General features: G+C 74.0%; 13 protein-coding genes. 2 read left to right on the plus strand and 11 right to left on the minus strand.

Going from position 1 to position 15,331, the window contains the following annotated elements; all coding sequences use genetic code 11:
• The 3 genes from ACPCK6_RS21915 to ACPCK6_RS21925 form a co-directional block, all read right to left on the minus strand.
• The coding region (locus ACPCK6_RS21915) for a copper resistance CopC family protein (RefSeq protein ID WP_423482070.1) at positions 1-396 on the minus strand (396 nt) is incomplete at its 3' end.
• A 20-nt stretch (positions 397-416) separates the two neighbouring features.
• Positions 417-1,649 carry a Dyp-type peroxidase gene (locus tag ACPCK6_RS21920; protein ID WP_396882454.1) on the minus strand — a complete coding sequence of 411 codons (1,233 nt, stop codon included), beginning with the start codon at positions 1,647-1,649 and terminating at the stop codon, positions 417-419.
• The gene (locus ACPCK6_RS21925) at positions 1,646-2,239 is read right to left on the minus strand and encodes a copper chaperone PCu(A)C (RefSeq protein WP_423482071.1); all 594 of its coding nucleotides are present in this window, start codon (positions 2,237-2,239) and stop codon (positions 1,646-1,648) included. The genes ACPCK6_RS21920 and ACPCK6_RS21925 overlap by 4 nt, the downstream gene beginning before the upstream one ends.
• 229 nt (positions 2,240-2,468) lie before the next feature.
• Between ACPCK6_RS21925 and ACPCK6_RS21930 the strand changes: the two genes are divergently transcribed.
• Positions 2,469-2,873, plus strand: coding sequence for a Fur family transcriptional regulator (locus ACPCK6_RS21930; protein ID WP_318334429.1), 405 nt, complete (start codon positions 2,469-2,471; stop codon positions 2,871-2,873).
• Between the two features lie 45 nt (positions 2,874-2,918).
• Here the strand turns inward: ACPCK6_RS21930 and ACPCK6_RS21935 are convergent, their stop codons facing one another.
• The 6 genes from ACPCK6_RS21935 to ACPCK6_RS21960 all read right to left on the minus strand — a co-directional run bounded on the left by ACPCK6_RS21935 (position 2,919) and on the right by ACPCK6_RS21960 (position 11,633).
• Positions 2,919-3,311 (minus strand): SCO5389 family protein, encoded by a 393-nt coding sequence (locus ACPCK6_RS21935; protein ID WP_318334428.1) that lies wholly within the window; start codon positions 3,309-3,311, stop codon positions 2,919-2,921.
• Between the two features lie 139 nt (positions 3,312-3,450).
• A complete protein-coding gene (locus ACPCK6_RS21940; RefSeq protein WP_396882457.1) occupies positions 3,451-8,916 on the minus strand; it encodes an ATP-binding protein in 5,466 nt (1,821 codons plus the stop codon).
• A gap of 231 nt (positions 8,917-9,147) precedes the next feature.
• Complete coding sequence (locus ACPCK6_RS21945) at positions 9,148-9,378, minus strand: DUF2188 domain-containing protein (RefSeq protein ID WP_013286814.1); 231 nt, start codon at positions 9,376-9,378, stop codon at positions 9,148-9,150.
• Positions 9,379-9,507: 129 nt separating this feature from the next.
• A complete protein-coding gene (locus tag ACPCK6_RS21950) occupies positions 9,508-10,887 on the minus strand; it encodes an MBL fold metallo-hydrolase (RefSeq protein ID WP_423482072.1) in 1,380 nt (459 codons plus the stop codon).
• Between the two features lie 36 nt (positions 10,888-10,923).
• Positions 10,924-11,268, minus strand: a complete 345-nt coding sequence (locus ACPCK6_RS21955) for a rhodanese-like domain-containing protein (protein WP_423482080.1) — start codon at positions 11,266-11,268, stop codon at positions 10,924-10,926.
• Positions 11,269-11,318: 50 nt separating this feature from the next.
• A complete protein-coding gene (locus ACPCK6_RS21960) occupies positions 11,319-11,633 on the minus strand; it encodes a rhodanese-like domain-containing protein (RefSeq protein ID WP_423482073.1) in 315 nt (104 codons plus the stop codon).
• A gap of 197 nt (positions 11,634-11,830) precedes the next feature.
• Here ACPCK6_RS21960 and ACPCK6_RS21965 point away from each other — a divergent pair, with 197 nt between their 5' ends.
• Positions 11,831-12,481 carry a class I SAM-dependent methyltransferase gene (locus tag ACPCK6_RS21965; RefSeq protein ID WP_396882459.1) on the plus strand — a complete coding sequence of 217 codons (651 nt, stop codon included), beginning with the start codon at positions 11,831-11,833 and terminating at the stop codon, positions 12,479-12,481.
• A 15-nt stretch (positions 12,482-12,496) separates the two neighbouring features.
• Here ACPCK6_RS21965 and ACPCK6_RS21970 read toward each other — a convergent pair whose 3' ends face one another.
• Complete coding sequence (locus tag ACPCK6_RS21970; protein WP_396882460.1) at positions 12,497-13,699, minus strand: sugar efflux transporter; 1,203 nt, start codon at positions 13,697-13,699, stop codon at positions 12,497-12,499.
• A gap of 57 nt (positions 13,700-13,756) precedes the next feature.
• Entirely contained in the window at positions 13,757-15,331 is a 1,575-nt protein-coding gene (locus ACPCK6_RS21975; protein WP_423482074.1) for an FMN-binding glutamate synthase family protein, read from the minus strand.

The following is a 15,331-nucleotide window of genomic DNA, read 5'->3' on the forward strand; positions in this document are numbered from 1 at the left end:
GGCAGCCGACGGTGCGGGCGCGGCCGGGTCGGCCACGGTGAAGCGGTACGACCCCTGGACCGGGTGGCCGTCGCGGGACACCACCCGGTACGCGACCGTGTAGGTGCCGTTGCCCAGCGGCTCGTCGATCGTCACCGTGCCGGTGGCACCGTTCACCGCCGGTGCGGAGGTGGGGACCTGACGCTGACCGGCGTCGCTGACCGTGATCGTGGTGTAGGAGGGGTTCAGTCCCTGCATGAACCGCAGCGTGACCTGCGTCGGCGCGGCGGTGAGCCGGGCGTCGCGCGCCGGCGTGGCCTCCTGGAGGGAGTTGTGCGCCGCCGCGGGCGTGGCCGGGGCCAGCAGCAGGGCGGTGAGGGCCGCGGCGAGCAGCGCGGTGACGGAACGGGTACGCATGACGCGCCTTCCTGTGGTGGTCAGCCGAGCAGCTGCCGGCCGATCCAGCCGCCCTCGGGGCAGCCGGGCGGTACGGCGAAGACGGCGGAGCCGATCGGGGTGGTCCACTCGTTGAGCAGGTCGCGCTCGGCGAGCCGGCGTTGGATGGGCAGGAACTGAGCGGCGATGTCGGCCTGGTACGAGGCGAAGACGAGCCCGCTGTCCGCGTCGCCCTCGGGCGTCGGCACGCCGTCGTAGTTGTAGGGCCGGCGCAGGATCTTCTGCCGGTCGTCGGTGACGTGGGCGCGGGTCAGGTGTGAGAAGTCGGGGATGACCGTGAGCCCGTCCGGGCCGAGCGCGGCGAAGTCCGGCTCGTCGTGTTCGGCCCGGCCGGTCAGCGGCGCGCCGGTGTCGAGGCGCCGCCCGACGGCGAGTTCCCGGTCGGCGCGGCCCAGCAGGTCCCAGGTCTCCAGGTTCATGCTGATCCGCCGTACGACGAGCGTGGTCGAGTCCCGCAGCCAGTCCGGTCCGTCGGTCACCCACACCGCGGTGTCCGCCGGCGTGCCGGGCTTCGGGTTGGCGGTGCCGTCCAGCTGCCCGAACAGGTTGCGCTGGGTACGCCCCGGCTCGGCGCCGGCGGCCCGGCGGAAGCCCTGCTGCACCCAGCGGACGACGGCGAACGGACGGCTGTCCTTGACCAGGACCCGCTGGGCGTGGGCGACGGTGAGCGGGTCGTCGGCGCAGATCTGCAGCAGCAGGTCCCCGCCGGACCAGCGGGGTTGCAGCCGGTCGATGCCGAACGCGGGCAGCTCGGCCACCGAGGCGGGCCGCCGGTCGTCGAGCCCGGCGGCGGCGTAGAGCCCGGGACCGAAGCCGAACGTGACTGTCAGCCGGGCCGGCAGCACGCTCAGTTCCGGTTCGGTGTCGGCCAGCGCCGGGCGGCCCTGGGTGAGCCGGGCCGCGTCGTCGGAGAGCAGCCGCAGCATCCGCCCGAGCGCCGCCCGGTCGGTGCCGGGGCGCAGCGTGAACGCGACGAACGCCGCGTGTGCCTGCGGGTCGGTGGTGACCCCGGACTGCCGGGCGCCGTGGAACGGCTCGACCGCGTCGCCCACCTGGGCCACCGGGACGGCGTTGCCGGGGCGTACCCCCGGGCTGCCGGAACGGACGGCGGTGAGGGCGCCGGCGCCGGCCAGCGCGCCCCCGGCGGCCATCGCGCCGCCGGTGAGCAGGCCACGCCGGCTCACCCGGCGGGCCGTGGCGGGACTGTCGTTCATGACGTCGGGCTCATGCTCATCTCCGGCATCGGGGACTCACCGTGACCGGGTGCGTAGGACTCCTGGGCGCCGGTGAACGGCTTCGCCACCGCGGTGAACGTCTGGGTCCGGCCGTCGGCGAAGGTGAGCGTGAAGGTCAGTTCGTCGCCGGCCTTGACCGGCTCGGCGAGGTTCATCAGCATCAGGTGGTCGCCGCCGGGTTCCAGCGTCGTGCTGGAGCGCGCCTTGATCACGATGCCGCCCTCCTTGGCCTGCATGACCATCTTCCCGTCCTTCATGGTCATCTCGTGCAGTTCCATGGGAGAGACCTCGGTGGCCGCCTTGGTGATCGTGACGTCGGTGTCGCCGTCGTTGGCGAGCGTGGCGAACGCGGCGGTCATGCCCTTGTCGGCGGCCTTCACCCAGGGGTCGCGGATGGTGAGCACGCCCGCCGCCGCGCTCGCCGGAGCCGAGGCCGACGCCGGAGCGGAGGGCGACGTGGCGGGGGACGGCGTGTCCGAGGACCCGCAGGCGGTGACCGACGCGGCGAGCACGGCGGCGCCGATCAGGGCCGCCTGGCGCAGGAAGCGGCGGCTGGTGGTGCTGGGCATGACGTCGTCCCCTCGAAGATCCGGTGTTCGTACCGTTTGTCGGCGCGGGACGCCGGATAGTTCCGGCCGGGGTGGTCGATCACGTCACAGCCGGTCCGGCGGACCGGCGCCGACCGGGGATCGGCGGTGTGGCCGGAAGGCATAATGGTTCCGGGTGTCACGTGGCGCGCCGGGTGCGGCCGCGGCCGGCCGAGGGTGCCGGGCGGGCGCCCGGACGAGGGAGGCGACGGTGACCCAGGTGACGACCGGGGCGACCCGCAACACCCGCCAGCGCGCCGAGGTGCTGGCGCTGCTGCGGGAGCTGGACGGCTTCCACAGCGCGCAGCAGCTGCATCAGATGCTCGTCCAGCGGCAGGCGAAGGTCGGCCTCACCACGGTGTACCGGACGCTGCAGATGCTCGTCGACAACGGCGAGATCGACTCGGCGCGGCTGCCCGGCGGCGAGCACCTCTACCGGCGGTGCAGCCAGAGCCGCCATCATCACCACCTGGTCTGCCGCCGCTGCGGCCGGGCCGTGGAGGTGGCCGGCCCGGCCGTGGAGCGGTGGGCCGACCAGGTCGCCGCGCAGCACGGCTTCACCGACGTCGGGCACACCCTGGAGATCTTCGGCACCTGCGACCGCTGCGCCGGCTGAGCGGTGCCGCGGGCGGGCGGTGGCCCGCCCGCCCGCGCGTCCCGGTCAGCAGTTGCGCAGCGTGGGGGACTGGTTGAGCAGCTGGCCCCGGCTGGAGGTGAACCGGCGGTACGCCTCGGAGCCGGCCGCGCCGGGGCGGAAGGCTGCCACCCGGTGGCAGTTCTGGAACGCCAGCGTCACCCCGAAGTGTCGTTCCAGACCGGCGCGGATCGCGTCGCTGGCCATCGCGCGCAGCAGTTGCCCGCGCTCGGCGTCGCCCGGCGGCGGCACCACGTTGTCGGCGAACTCGGCGTCGGACGCGGCCAGGTCGGCGGCCACCCGGCTGACCGTCTCCCACGCGTACGGCAGGGAGTCGCGGACGCAGGCGACGAACTCCTCCTCGTTCACGGGGCCGGTCTCGGCGGCGTGCAGCAGGGCGGGCGGAACGGTGAGCGACATGGGTCCTCCGTCATCGCTAACGAACACGGTTTCCATTACCGATTGAGCACACCATGCGACGGACGGCCCGTCAACTACCGGCGCACGCGAAACGGCGGGCGGACCCGAAGGCCCGCCCGCCGTCCGGCGGAGCGACGTGTCAGCGCAGACGCGCCTCGATCGCCTCGATGACGCGGGGCCGCAGCTCGGCGGCGCGGACCACCGCGTCGACCGAACCGACCTCGACCGCGCGCTGGATGCTGTGCACCCGGTCGAACTCGGCGGCCACCTCGCCCAGCTTCTCCGCCCGCACCGACGCGCGCAGCTCGTCCAGCTCGGCGGTGAGGGTCGCCCGCTCGGTGCCGGCCGCGGCGGCGACCTTCGCCTCCAGGTCGCGTACCCGCGCGTCGGCGGCGGTGCGGGCGGCGACCTCGCCGGCGAACACCACGGCGGCGGCGGGGGCGCCACCGAGCACCGAGGCGAACGACCCCTCGATCGCCAGGACCGTCATGTCCGGGTTGAGCGCCTTGGAGAAGACCACGAACGCGCCGCCGTGGTAGCGCGAGATCACGCAGAACACGATCGGGCCGCGGAAGTTGACGATCGCCCGGCCGATCTCCGCGCCGTACTCCAGTTGCAGCTTGCGCATCGACTCGGGCGAGCCGTCGAAGCCGGACAGGTTGGCGAGCACGACAAGCGGCCGGTTGCCGCTGGCCGCGTTGATCGCCCGCGCGGCCTTCTTCGACGAGCGCGGGAACAGCGTGCCGGCGGTGTACGTGTCCGGGCCGTCGGTGGGCGGGAAGCCGTGCCGGGGCACCGACCGGGACTCGATGCCCAGCAGGCACACCGGGATGCCGCCGAGGTGCACGTCCTGCACCACAGCCGTCTCCGCGTCGGCCATGCCGGCCCACCGCTCCAGCACCGGGTGGTCCTGGTCCGCGAGGGCCCGCATCACGGTACGGATGTCGAACGGCTTCTTGCGGTCCGGGTTCGCGGTGGCGGAGAAGATCTCGCCCACCGTGGCGAAGTCGCTGCCGGCCACCGCGTGCGGGTAGCCGCAGATGTCCCGGTCCACCGGGTCCATCGTGACCGCCCGGCGCGGGGCGTGCTCGCCCGGCGCGACGTACGTGTGGTCGTAGTGCGCCATCAGCACGTCCCGCGCGGCCGGCAGGTCCGGCGCCCAGTACTGCGCCTGCCCGTTCGGGCCCATCACCCGGTCGTAGCCGCCGATGCCGAAGTTGTCCTCGGCGGACACGCCGCCGGAGAAGTCGAGCGACTGCTTGCCGGTGAGCACCATCGCCGAGTCCGGCGTCATGACCAGCACACCCTTGGTGTGCATGAGCATCGTCGCCTCGGCGTTCCAGTACGGCTGCGCGCCGACGTTGATGCCCGCCACCACGATGTTGATCTCACCACCGTCCTGGGTGAACTCCACGATGCGCTTGAGCGCCGCGGCCACCCAGTCCATGTTCTCGGTGCCGGAGGTCATCGAGATCCGGGCCCCGGCGGACAACGCGTACCACTCCAGCGGCACGCCCATCCGCTGCGCCAGGTCCAGCGCGGCGATCACCCGCCGGCACTCCGGCTCGGACAGCGCGCCGAGCGACTTGGTCGGGTCGCCGAGCAGCACCACCCGGGTCACGCCCTGCGGGTGCCGCGGGGTCGGCGTGGTGACCACACCGGCCACGATCGCCGCCGTGTTGCGGCCCTTCGGCCGGTCCACCGGCACGAGCCGGTGGTGCGCGTCCAGGTCGTGCTCGACGAAGTCGCCCAGCAGCCCGGTCAGCTCGTACGGGTAGACCGTGTTGCGCCCGGCCGCGCGCAGCACCTTCAGCCGGTAGTCGTCAAGCGGCTCGACCGGCTCGGCCGGCGGCTCGCCCACCGTGAGCTGCGCGTGCCCTGTCACGTCGAACGTGATCCGCACGCCGACCTTCGTCAGCTCGCCGGTACGCCGGTCGCGCTGCCGGGCGATGAACAGGATCTCCTCCAGCTCGGCACCCACAGTGGTCGGGCGTACCCGGCCGGCGATCAGCTCCATCTCCTCGCGGGTCAGCTCGCTCGGCGGCCACACGTAGACGACGATCCGGTTGGTCGGGAACCGTGACTTCGACGGCCGCCGCGACTGCGCCCGGCGGATCGAGTCGATGCAGGCCGCCACCGTGTCCTCGGTGGTCGGCAGCGCCACCAGGCGGCCGTCCTGCTCCCGCAGCCCGGTCAGGTCACGCACCTGCGCGAACGCCACCAGCCGCTGGTCGGACGGGTTCTGCCGGGCGACCGCCTGGAACAGGTAGACCTCCTCGTCCAGCGACGGCAGCCGGGTCAGGTCGAACTCACGCAGCCGTTCCAGCTGCATCCGCTGCGCGATGTACGGGTGCAGGCCCCGGATCAGCCGCTCCTCGGCCATCCCGCCGCCCTGCGCCGGGCGGAACGTGACGTGGTGGTGCATCACCGCGCCGGCGCGTCCGGCGACAGTGGTGGTGAGGCGGCGCACCTGCTGCGGCAGCGGGTGCGCGTTCACCACCTCCAGCAGGGCGGTGGCGGTGGCGTCCAGGTCCTCCGGCTGGTTCTCCCAGGCCAGGTAGACGTCCGCGTCGACGGCCTCGCAGTCCCGGGCCACCTCGGCCAGCCCGCGCAGCGCGTCGCCGAGCGCGTCGAACCGGACGGCGGCCGAGACCACGCTCGACCCGTCCCGCCCGGCCACCACGAACGTGCAGCCACCGGCGGTGCGGGTGCTGACCTCGGTGAGCGCCTTGTTGCCGTAGTAGCGGCGGGTCAGCACCTCCAGCATGGCCGCGTTGTCCACGTCGTTGCGGACCAGGCGCTGGCCGAGCAGCCGGACCAGCGGCTCGGTGCTGCGCACCATCTCGGCGATCCGCTCGGCGCGGTCCGGCGCGTCCGGCTGCGCGTCGAGGTGCCGCAGGTGGGTGCGGACCTGGGCGTAGACCCGGGCCCGGTTGCGGCGCAGCAGCGGCTGGGCGAACCAGGCGAACACCACGCCCCGGGCCAGGTCGGCGACCACCGGGAAGCGGACCTGGGTGGCCGCGACGAGCCGCTCCAGCGCGAGACCGGCCGGCTCGCGCAGCGCCTCGTCCGGCGGCGGCTCGCGCAGCCAGGAACGCAGCAGCGCGGCGATCACCGTGGCGTCGGCGGCGGCCCGCTGCTGGGCCAGGAAGATCCGGAAGACCGCGGCCTCCAGCTCGGGGGAGCGGTCCAGCTCGGTGACGCCGTAGTGGGCGAGCGCCTTGGCCAGGCGGGCCCGGAACGAGTCCGGCGAACCGGCCCGCTCGACGTCGAGGCTCTGCAGGTAGGTGTGGAAGTACTCGCGGGCGCTGTGCACGTGCCCGCCCGGCCCGTCGTCGCCGCCGGGCCGGTTACGGCTCAGCTCGGCCAGGTCGGCGAAGAGGTCCACCAGTTCCAGTTCCTCGGCCAGCGGCCGGTGCCCCGCCTCGGTGGCCGCCCGGCGCGCGTCCAGGTAGTCGTCGAGCACCCGCCGCTCGTCGTGCGGGTCCACGTCGTAGCCGAGCAGCAGCGCGCACAGGTCCTCCTGCCCGCGCTCGGCCCGGGACCGCGCCGGTACGTCCGCGGGCGCCGTGGGCAGGTCCAGCTCGACAGCCGGTCCGGCCGGGCCGGCGGCCGTCTCGGTGCCCTCCTCCGCGATCGGCTCCAGGCGCAGCAGCGGCGCGCCGGCCTCGACCTGGGTGCCGACCGCCACAGACGACTCCTTGAGGCGGGCCCGGAACGGCGCCCGCAGCACCGTCTCCATCTTCATCGCCTCCAGCACCAGCACCGGTGCGCCGGCCTCGACCTCCGCGCCGACCTGAAGCGGCGTGGCGACCACCAGCGCCGGCATGGGGGAGCGCAGCACGCCGCCCTCGTCGCGGCTGATCCGGTGCGTCACACCGTCCACCTCGACCAGGTGGACCGGGCCGTGGGTGTCGGTGAGCAGGCGGAACCGGGCGCCGTTGACGGCGATCTGGCCGGTGTGCCGGTCGAAGCGGTCCAGCTCGACGTCGGCGGTGCGCACGTCGCCACCGGCCTCGACACCGACCCGGAACCGGTGCGCGCCGACCCGGGCCACCCGCATCCGGTAGGTCACGCCGCGCAGCTTCAGGTCCAGCGGCCGGCCGCTGCGGTGCTGCACCTGCGGGCGTCCGCCGGCCGCGGTGGACAGCAGCCGCTGCCGTTCGGCGGTCTCGTCCTCCTCGTACGCCTCGATCGCGGCGGCGGCCAGCGCCACGGCGGAGTGCCGGTGCGCGACCAGGCGGCCCTCGCCGCGTACCCGGTCGATCCAGCCGGTGTCCGCGCTGGCGTCGATCACCTCGGGCTGGTCGAGCAGGTCGAGCACGAAGCTCTTGTTCGTGGCGCCGCCGGCGATGACCACAGTGGTGTTCGCCATCGCCCGGCGCAGGCGGCCCAGCGCCTCGTCCCGGTCCCGGCCGTACGCGATGATCTTCGCGATCATGGAGTCGAAGTCGGCCGGGATGGTGTCGCCCTCACTGACCCCGGTGTCGACCCGAATACCCGGCCCGGCGGGCAGGTCCAGCCGGGTGATACGGCCGGGGGAGGGCGCGAAGTCGCGGTCCGGGTCCTCGGCGTTGAGCCGCGCCTCGATCGCGTGCCCGCGCTCGACCGGCGGCTCACCGGTCAGCCGCCCGCCGCCGGCCACGTGAAGCTGCGCCTTGACCAGGTCGAACCCGGTGGTCGACTCGGTGATCGGGTGCTCGACCTGCAGGCGCGTGTTCACCTCCAGGAACGCGAACAGCCGGTCGCCCGGGTGGTAGAGGAACTCCACGGTGGCCGCGCCCCGGTAGCCGACGGCGACCGCCAGCCGCTCCGCGGATGCCTTCAGCTCTGCGGTCTGCTCGGGGCTCAGCACCGGCGACGCGGACTCCTCGATCACCTTCTGGTTGCGCCGCTGCACCGAGCAGTCCCGGACGCCGAGCGCCCACGCGGTGCCCTGACCGTCGGCGATCACCTGGACCTCGACGTGCCGGGCGCCGGTGACCAGGCGCTCCAGGAACACCACGCCGCTGCCGAACGCCCGCGCCGCCTCCTGGCTGGTGCGCTCGTAGGCGTCGGCCAGCTCGGCGTCGCTGCGGATCACCCGGATGCCGCGCCCGCCGCCGCCGGCCGTCGCCTTGAGCATCAGCGGATAGCCGATCGAGGCCGCCGCGCGTAGCGCGTCGTCCAGGCTCTCCACCGCGCCGCGGCTCCACGGCGCGACAGGTACGCCGACCTCCTCGGCGATCAGCTTCGCGCCGATCTTGTCGCCGAGCTTGCGCATGGCATCAGGGCTCGGCCCGACGAACGTCACGCCGATCTTCTCGCACAGCTCGGCGAACGCCGGGTCCTCGGCCACGAAACCCCAGCCCACCCACGCGGCGTCCGCGCCGGTCTCGACCAGCGCGCGCTCCAGGGTCTTCAGGTCGAGGTACGGGCGGGCGGACGCGGGGCCCAGGTCGTAGGCGACGTCCGCCTCGCGGACGAAGGTGGCGGTACGGTCGACGTCGGTGTACAGCGCGACGGTCTCGATCCGGCTGCCGGTCTCCGCGGCCAGTTCCCGGACCGCGTGGATGAGCCGCATCGCGGCCTCACCACGGTTGACGATGGCGACACGGGTGAACACGTGACCGTCCCCTTCGGTTGACCCACAGTGGCGCGCCGGGCGCGGCGATGCCCCCGGCTCGCCTCACCTTTCCGGCTGTGCGCGGGCGGCGCCATGTCGTAACGGCCGAACCCTGAGCGGGGACCGTTGTAGGAACCGAACAAAAGTTTTTAGCCAGCCACTCACTACCCGCCGGTACGCGATACGGCGCCGGACCCGAGCGGGTCCGGCGCCGTATCCTGCGCTGCGTGCTCAGCCCGGGATCTCCCGGGGGTCGCGGCTGCGGGGGTACGTGTTCTTCTCGCCGATCGTGCCGTCCTGCTTCTTGATCACGTGCTCGGCACCGCGTTCGGCCGCCATCTCCCGGCCGGCCGCTTCGGCCTCCGCCTTGGTGTCGTGGCGGCTGGTCGCGCGCTCGTTGCCCTCCGGGCGGTTCTTCCACTGCCCGTCCTGCTGGTAGGTGTCGATGTCGCCCTTCGCCATGCCGTCAGCTCCCTCGTTCGCGTGTCCGATGACAAATGTCTGCCCATGCGAGGGGAGTGCTAATCCTGACGGCGCCGGACGACCCGGGCCGGGCGGGGGAGGAGACCCCGCCCGGCCCGGACCCGTGGTTCACGCGGCGGCGCGCAGGCCCTGCCAGGCGCCGTACCCGCCGAGCAGGTCGGACACGTCGGCGTGCCCGGCGTTGCGCAGCAGGCTGGCGGCGACGGAGGAGCGGTAGCCGCCGGCACAGTGCACGACGACCGGCCGCCCGGTGGGCACCTCGCCGAGGCGGTGGGTCAGTTCGGCCAGCGGGATGTGCCGGGAGCCGTCCACCGCGCCCTGCTCCCGCTCGCGGGCGTTGCGGACGTCGAGCACCACCGGCGCGTCCGGACCGTCGAGGGCCGCGCGCAACTCGGTGGCGGTGACCCGGCTGGCCCGGGTCATCTCGGCGACCATCTCCAGGAAGGCGCCCTCGGGCTCGCGCAAATAGCCGATCACCCGGTCGAAGCCGATCCGGGCGAGACGGACGACGATCTCCTCCTCCCGGTCCTGCGGGGCGACCACGAGCACCGGCCGGTCGGGCGCGACGACACTGCCGGCGGTCTCGGCGAACCGGCCGTCGGCCGGGACGTTGAGCGCGCCGCGCAGGTGCCCGGTCGCGTACTCCTGCGGGTCGCGGGCGTCGACCACGACGGCGCCGTCGGCCCGGGCGGCCAGGAACTCGGCCGGGGTGAGCGGGCGGGCCGGCCGGGCGTGGTCGAACAGCTCGCGCGCCTTGCGGTTGAGCACCGCGTCGAAGGCGAAGTAGCCGGGCGCGGCCGGCTGCCCGCCGGTGACCAGGGCGAGGAAGCGCTCCTCGCTCATCGGCGCGCAGGCGTAGTTGGTGCGGCGCTGCTCGCCGATGGTGGACTGCCGTTCGGTGGACAGGTTCTTGCCGCAGGCCGAGCCGGCGCCGTGGGCGGGGAAGACGCGCACCTCGTCGGGCAGGCCCATCAGCTTGTGCTGCACGCTGTCGTAGAGCATGCGGCCGAGTTCCTCGGCGGTCACGCCGAACGAGGCGAGCAGGTCGGGGCGGCCCACGTCGCCGATGAACAGCGCGTCGCCGGTCAGCACGCCGTACGGGACCGGGTCGTCGGCGTGTTCGTAGACCAGGATGCTGATCGACTCCGGCGTGTGGCCCGGGGTCTCCATGATCTCCAGGGTCACGTCGCCGAGGCTGATCCGTTCGCCGTCGCTGAGCTTGCGGCTCGGGTACTCGGTCTCGGCCCGGCTTCCGTAGCCGATCCACGCGCCGGTCGCGGCGGCCACCTCGAGGTGCCCGGCGAGGAAGTCGGCGTGGAAGTGGGTGTTGACGACGCCCTCGATCGTCAGGCCGTGCGCCTTCGCGTCGGTGAGGTACTCGTCGATGTCCCGGCGCGGGTCGACGAGCACGGCCCGGCCGGTGCGGTCGTCGGCGATCAGGTACGAGGCCTGGGACAGGCAGTCGAGGTAGTACTGGGTGAACAACATCGGCCGTGCTCCTTCTCCTGGTGATGAGGGGTCTGCTCAGGCCACGTGGCCCGGCCTGCCGCCCTTGGCTCGTACCGCCAGCCCGGCGTTCGTCCACGCCCGCATGCCGCCGGTCAGGTCGTGCACCTCGTGGCCCGCCGCGGCGAGCAGCTTGGCCGCCCGCCGTGACCGCGCGCCGGACCGGCAGACGGTCACCACGGGCCGGTCCGCCGGCACCTCGGACAGCCGCTCCGCGAGCCGGCCGAGCGGGATGTGCCGGGCGCCGGGGGCGTGTCCGGCCCGCCACTCGGCGGGTTCCCGGACGTCGAGCAGCAGCGCGCCCGCGCCGGACAGCGCCGCCGCCTCCGCCGGGGTGACCCGGGCGACGCGGGGGCCGAGCAGGCGGCGGAGGAAGCCGGTGCGCGGAGCGGCAGCCGTCTCCGGGCGGCCGGTCACGGCCGGCTGCCCGCGGTGACCGGGTGGCCCGAGCGCACCCAGGCCGAGGTGCCGCCGGTCACCGACAGGGCGGTGATGCCGGCGCGTTCGAGCAGCTCGGCACCGACCCGGCTGCGTCCGCCGGCCTCGCAGATCACGTAGACGGGGCCGGTGCGGGGCACCTGCGTCATCTGGGCGGGCAGATGACCCAGCGGCACACAACGGGCGCCGGGGACGTGGCCGCCGAGGTACTCGGCGGTCTCCCGGACGTCGATGACCGTCGCCCCGTCGGCGTGGGCGGTGGCGAACGTGGTCAGGTCGACCTCGCGCATGGGCGTTCTCCTTTCGGATCGGCTATACCCCCGGGGGTATCTGCTCTCGACGGTAGCGCGGCGTCCGGCCGTCCGCCACCCCCTGCTCGTCCGGTGGTGCCCGTTTGCCGGAACGGCAAGGTTCCTTGCTGTCCGGCCGACGGCGGCGCACGATGGCGGGGCCCGGACGGGAGACGCCCGGCGGCGAGGAGGCAGACATGACGGGGCACCACCACGAGCACCCGGCGGCGGACACCGACCCGGCCCGGTTCTGGGACGAGCGGTACGGCCAGCGGGACCGGATCTGGAGCGGCCGGGTCAACCCGGTCCTGGCCGAGGTGGCCGGCACGCTGCCCCCGGGCACCGTGCTCGACCTGGGCAGCGGTGAGGGCGGCGACGCGGTGTGGCTGGCGTCGCAGGGCTGGCGGGTCACCGCCGTGGACATCTCGTCCGTCGCGCTGGACCGCCTCGCCGTGGAGGCCGAACGGGCCGGGGTGGCGGAGCGGATCACCACCGTCCGGCACGACCTCACCCAGGGCTTCCCGCCCGGCCGATACGACCTGGTGTCCGCACAGTTCTTCCAGTCGCCGCTGGTCCTGCCCCGGGAGACGGTGCTGCCCCCGGCGGCCGAGGCGGTCGCGCCCGGCGGCCGGCTGCTCGTCGTCGAGCACGGCGCGCCGCCGCCCTGGGCCGGGCCCGACACCGGCCACCACCGGTTCGCCCAACCGGAGGAGATCCTGGCCGCGATGAACCTCGACCCGGACGGCTGGGACACCGAGCGGCTGGGCGCGGCGCGCCGTACCGCGACCGGCCCGGACGGCCAGACCGGCGAGCTGATCGACCACGTGGTGCTGGTGCGGCGCCGCTGACCGCCGCGCCGCCGGTCAGGCCCGCGCGCGCGGCCGGGTCAGCAGCAGCACCAGCAGCCCGGCCGCGCACAGCGCGGTGCTCATGCCGTACGCCCACCGGTAGCCGACCTGCGCGGAGAGCCCGAGCAGCGGCCCGGCGAGCATGGCGCCGATCGGGAACGTGTTGGTGAACAGCGTGGTGGCCCGGCCCGGCTCGCCCGGCAGCAGATCCTGCACGTAGGCGATGCCGACGCCGGACACCGCGGCGATGAACAGCGCGTTCACCGGCTGCGCGAGCAACAGGACCGCCACGCCCGGCGCCGTCGCTGCGGTCGCGTAGTAGGCGACCCCGCAGGCGGCGCCGACCAGGATCAGCGGCCGCAGCCGGACCCGCGCGGTCAGCGCGCCCAGCCCGAGCATCAGCGGGATCTCCAGCGCCGCGCACAGGCCCAGCACCAGCCCGGCGCGGGAGGGGTCGTCGTCCAGTTCGGCGTCGATGAACAGCGGCAGCGCCTGCACGGCGAGCGTCAGCGGGCACTGGAGCAGGACGAACGCGAGCGCCGTCGACGCCAGCCGCAGCCGGGACGCGCCGGGCGGGCCGGGCGCCGCGCCGTCCGGATCGCCCGCGACCCGCCGCGCCGGCAGCGGCAGCTCCTCCAGCCGGAACGCGGCCACCAGCGCGGCCAGCGCGTACATGACGGCGGCCATGCCGTAGACCAGGCGGAAGCCGCCGGCCTCGAGCAGCACTGCGGCCAGCGCCGGCCCGGCCACCCAGGCCAGCGAGAACACGGTACGCATGAGGCTGACGCCGAACGCGGCCCGCGTCGGGTCGTCCCTGTCGAACAGCGCCCGGGTGTACGCGAACGACTGCGGGAACAGCGAGTTCGCCAGCGCGGTGGCGGTGGCGGTCAGCCCCAGCAGGATCCAGTAGTCGCGGACGTACGCGGTCGTCCCCGCGCCCACCACACCGGCCAGCGCGGCGCCGACAAGCAGTGCGCGCCGGATCGGCAGGCGGTCCGACAGCCGGCCGATCAGCGCGGAGGCGACCACCCCGGACAGCGGGGCGACGACCAGGAACACGGTCACCCGTAACGGACTGGCGTGGACCTCCCGGTCGAGGAACAGCGACAGGAACGGCAGCACGACGGCGGTGGACAGACCGACGGTCAGGAAGACCACGCCCAGCGGGAGCAGCCGGAATCGGCCGGCGCGCACCGCCGGCCTCGTGTCCACAGCCATGCGGCGGACTGTACGCCGCGGCGGCGCGGCGGCCGACCGGGTTTCCCGCCGTCCGGGTCAGCCGACGGCGGTGGGGGAGGGCGGAGCGCTGCCACCCTGCGGCGCCTCGGCGGTCATCAGCCGCACGATCTCCGCCCGGTCCGATGCCGACGGCATCCCCCACTCCGGCCGGTAGCCGAACGCCCGGTCCAGCGGGATCGACGAGGTCCGGCCGTCGAGGATCTCCACCGCGTCGGTGCCGATCAGCCCGGGATGCTCGACGCCGCACGCCTCGGCTACCTTGACCAGGTCGCGGCGCAGCGTACGGATGTAGTTCGCGGCCCGCACCGACTTGCGGGCCGGGTCCAGGCCCCGGGCCAGCCACGCGTTCTGCGTGGCGACGCCGGTCGGGCAGGTGTCGGTGTGGCACTTCTGCGCCTGGATGCAGCCGATCGCCAGCATCGCCTCCCGCCCGACGTTGACCATGTCGGCGCCGAGCGCGAACGCCACCACCGCGTTGTCCGGCAGGCCGAGCTTGCCGGCGCCGACGAACACCACCTTCTCGTGCAGGTCGCGTTCGGCGAAGGTGCGGTAGACCCGGGAGAAGCCCTGCTGGAACGGCAGCGAGACCGAGTCGCTGAAGATCAGTGGCGCGGCGCCGGTGCCGCCCTCGCCCCCGTCGACGGTCACGAAGTCCACACCGCGCCCGGTGTCGCGCATCAGCGTGGCCAGTTCCTCCCAGAACCCCAGGTCGCCGACGGCGGACTTGATGCCGACCGGCAGGCCGGTCTCGGCGGCGAGCAGTTCCACCCAGTCCAGCAGGCTGTCGCAGTCGGAGAACTCGGCGTGCCGGGACGGGCTGACGCAGTCCTGACCGGCCGGGATGCCCCGGGTGGCGGCGATCTCGGCGGAGACCTTCGCCGCCGGGAGCAGGCCGCCGAGGCTCGGCTTGGCGCCCTGGCTGAGCTTGATCTCCAGCGCGCGTACCGGCGCCGACGCCACCAGGTCCTTGAGCCGCTCCAGGCTGAACCGGCCCTGCTCGTCGCGGCAGCCGAAGTACGCGGTGCCGAGCTGGAAGACCAGCTCACCGCCGTTGCGGTGGTACGGCGACAGCCCGCCCTCGCCGGTGTTCTGCAGACAACCGGCCAGCGCCGCGCCCCGGTTGAGCGCCTCCACCGCGTTCGCGGACAGCGAGCCGAAGCTCATCCCGGAGATGTTCACCACCGACTCCGGCCGGAACGCCCGCGCCCGGCCACGCGCCGCGCCGAGCACCTTGGCGCAGGGCAGCGTCACGTCGTGCCCGGCGGTCGGCGCCGACGGTGGCACCGCCCGGCCGAACGTACGGTGCTTGATGATCGGATAGCCGGAGGTGTGTTCGATGTCGTTGTCGGTGCCGAACCCGAAGTAGTTGTTCTCCTGTTTGGCCGAGGCGTACACCCAGCGCCGCTGGTCACGGGTGAAGGGCCGCTCCTCGTCGTTGCCGGCCACGATGTACTGCCGCAGCTCCGGGCCGATCGACTCGATCAGGTACCGGGCGCGGCCCAGCACGGGGAAGTTGCGGCGCAGCGCGTGGTCGCGTTGCAGCAGGTCCCGCGCCGCCAGCGCGGCGACGGCGGCGACGGCTGCGGGTACGGCTCTTCTCGCCCAGCTCAT

It is taken from the genome of Micromonospora sp. AB353 (assembly GCF_049538395.1).
GTDB classification, from domain to species: domain Bacteria; phylum Actinomycetota; class Actinomycetes; order Mycobacteriales; family Micromonosporaceae; genus Micromonospora; species Micromonospora aurantiaca.

Excerpts from the sequence above, each read along its gene's own strand:
- ACPCK6_RS21920 (WP_396882454.1), bottom strand. The coding sequence starts at position 1,649 with ATGAACGACAGTCCCGCCACGGCCCGCCGGGTGAGCCGGCGTGGCCTG.
- ACPCK6_RS21925 (WP_423482071.1), bottom strand. The coding sequence starts at position 2,239 with ATGCCCAGCACCACCAGCCGCCGCTTCCTGCGCCAGGCGGCCCTGATC.
- ACPCK6_RS21935 (WP_318334428.1), bottom strand. The coding sequence starts at position 3,311 with ATGTCGCTCACCGTTCCGCCCGCCCTGCTGCACGCCGCCGAGACCGGC.
- ACPCK6_RS21945 (WP_013286814.1), bottom strand. The coding sequence starts at position 9,378 with ATGGCGAAGGGCGACATCGACACCTACCAGCAGGACGGGCAGTGGAAG.
- ACPCK6_RS21950 (WP_423482072.1), bottom strand. The coding sequence starts at position 10,887 with ATGTTGTTCACCCAGTACTACCTCGACTGCCTGTCCCAGGCCTCGTAC.
- ACPCK6_RS21960 (WP_423482073.1), bottom strand. The coding sequence starts at position 11,633 with ATGCGCGAGGTCGACCTGACCACGTTCGCCACCGCCCACGCCGACGGG.
- ACPCK6_RS21965 (WP_396882459.1), top strand. The coding sequence starts at position 11,831 with ATGACGGGGCACCACCACGAGCACCCGGCGGCGGACACCGACCCGGCC.
- ACPCK6_RS21970 (WP_396882460.1), bottom strand. The coding sequence starts at position 13,699 with ATGGCTGTGGACACGAGGCCGGCGGTGCGCGCCGGCCGATTCCGGCTG.
- ACPCK6_RS21975 (WP_423482074.1), bottom strand. The coding sequence starts at position 15,331 with ATGAGCTGGGCGAGAAGAGCCGTACCCGCAGCCGTCGCCGCCGTCGCC.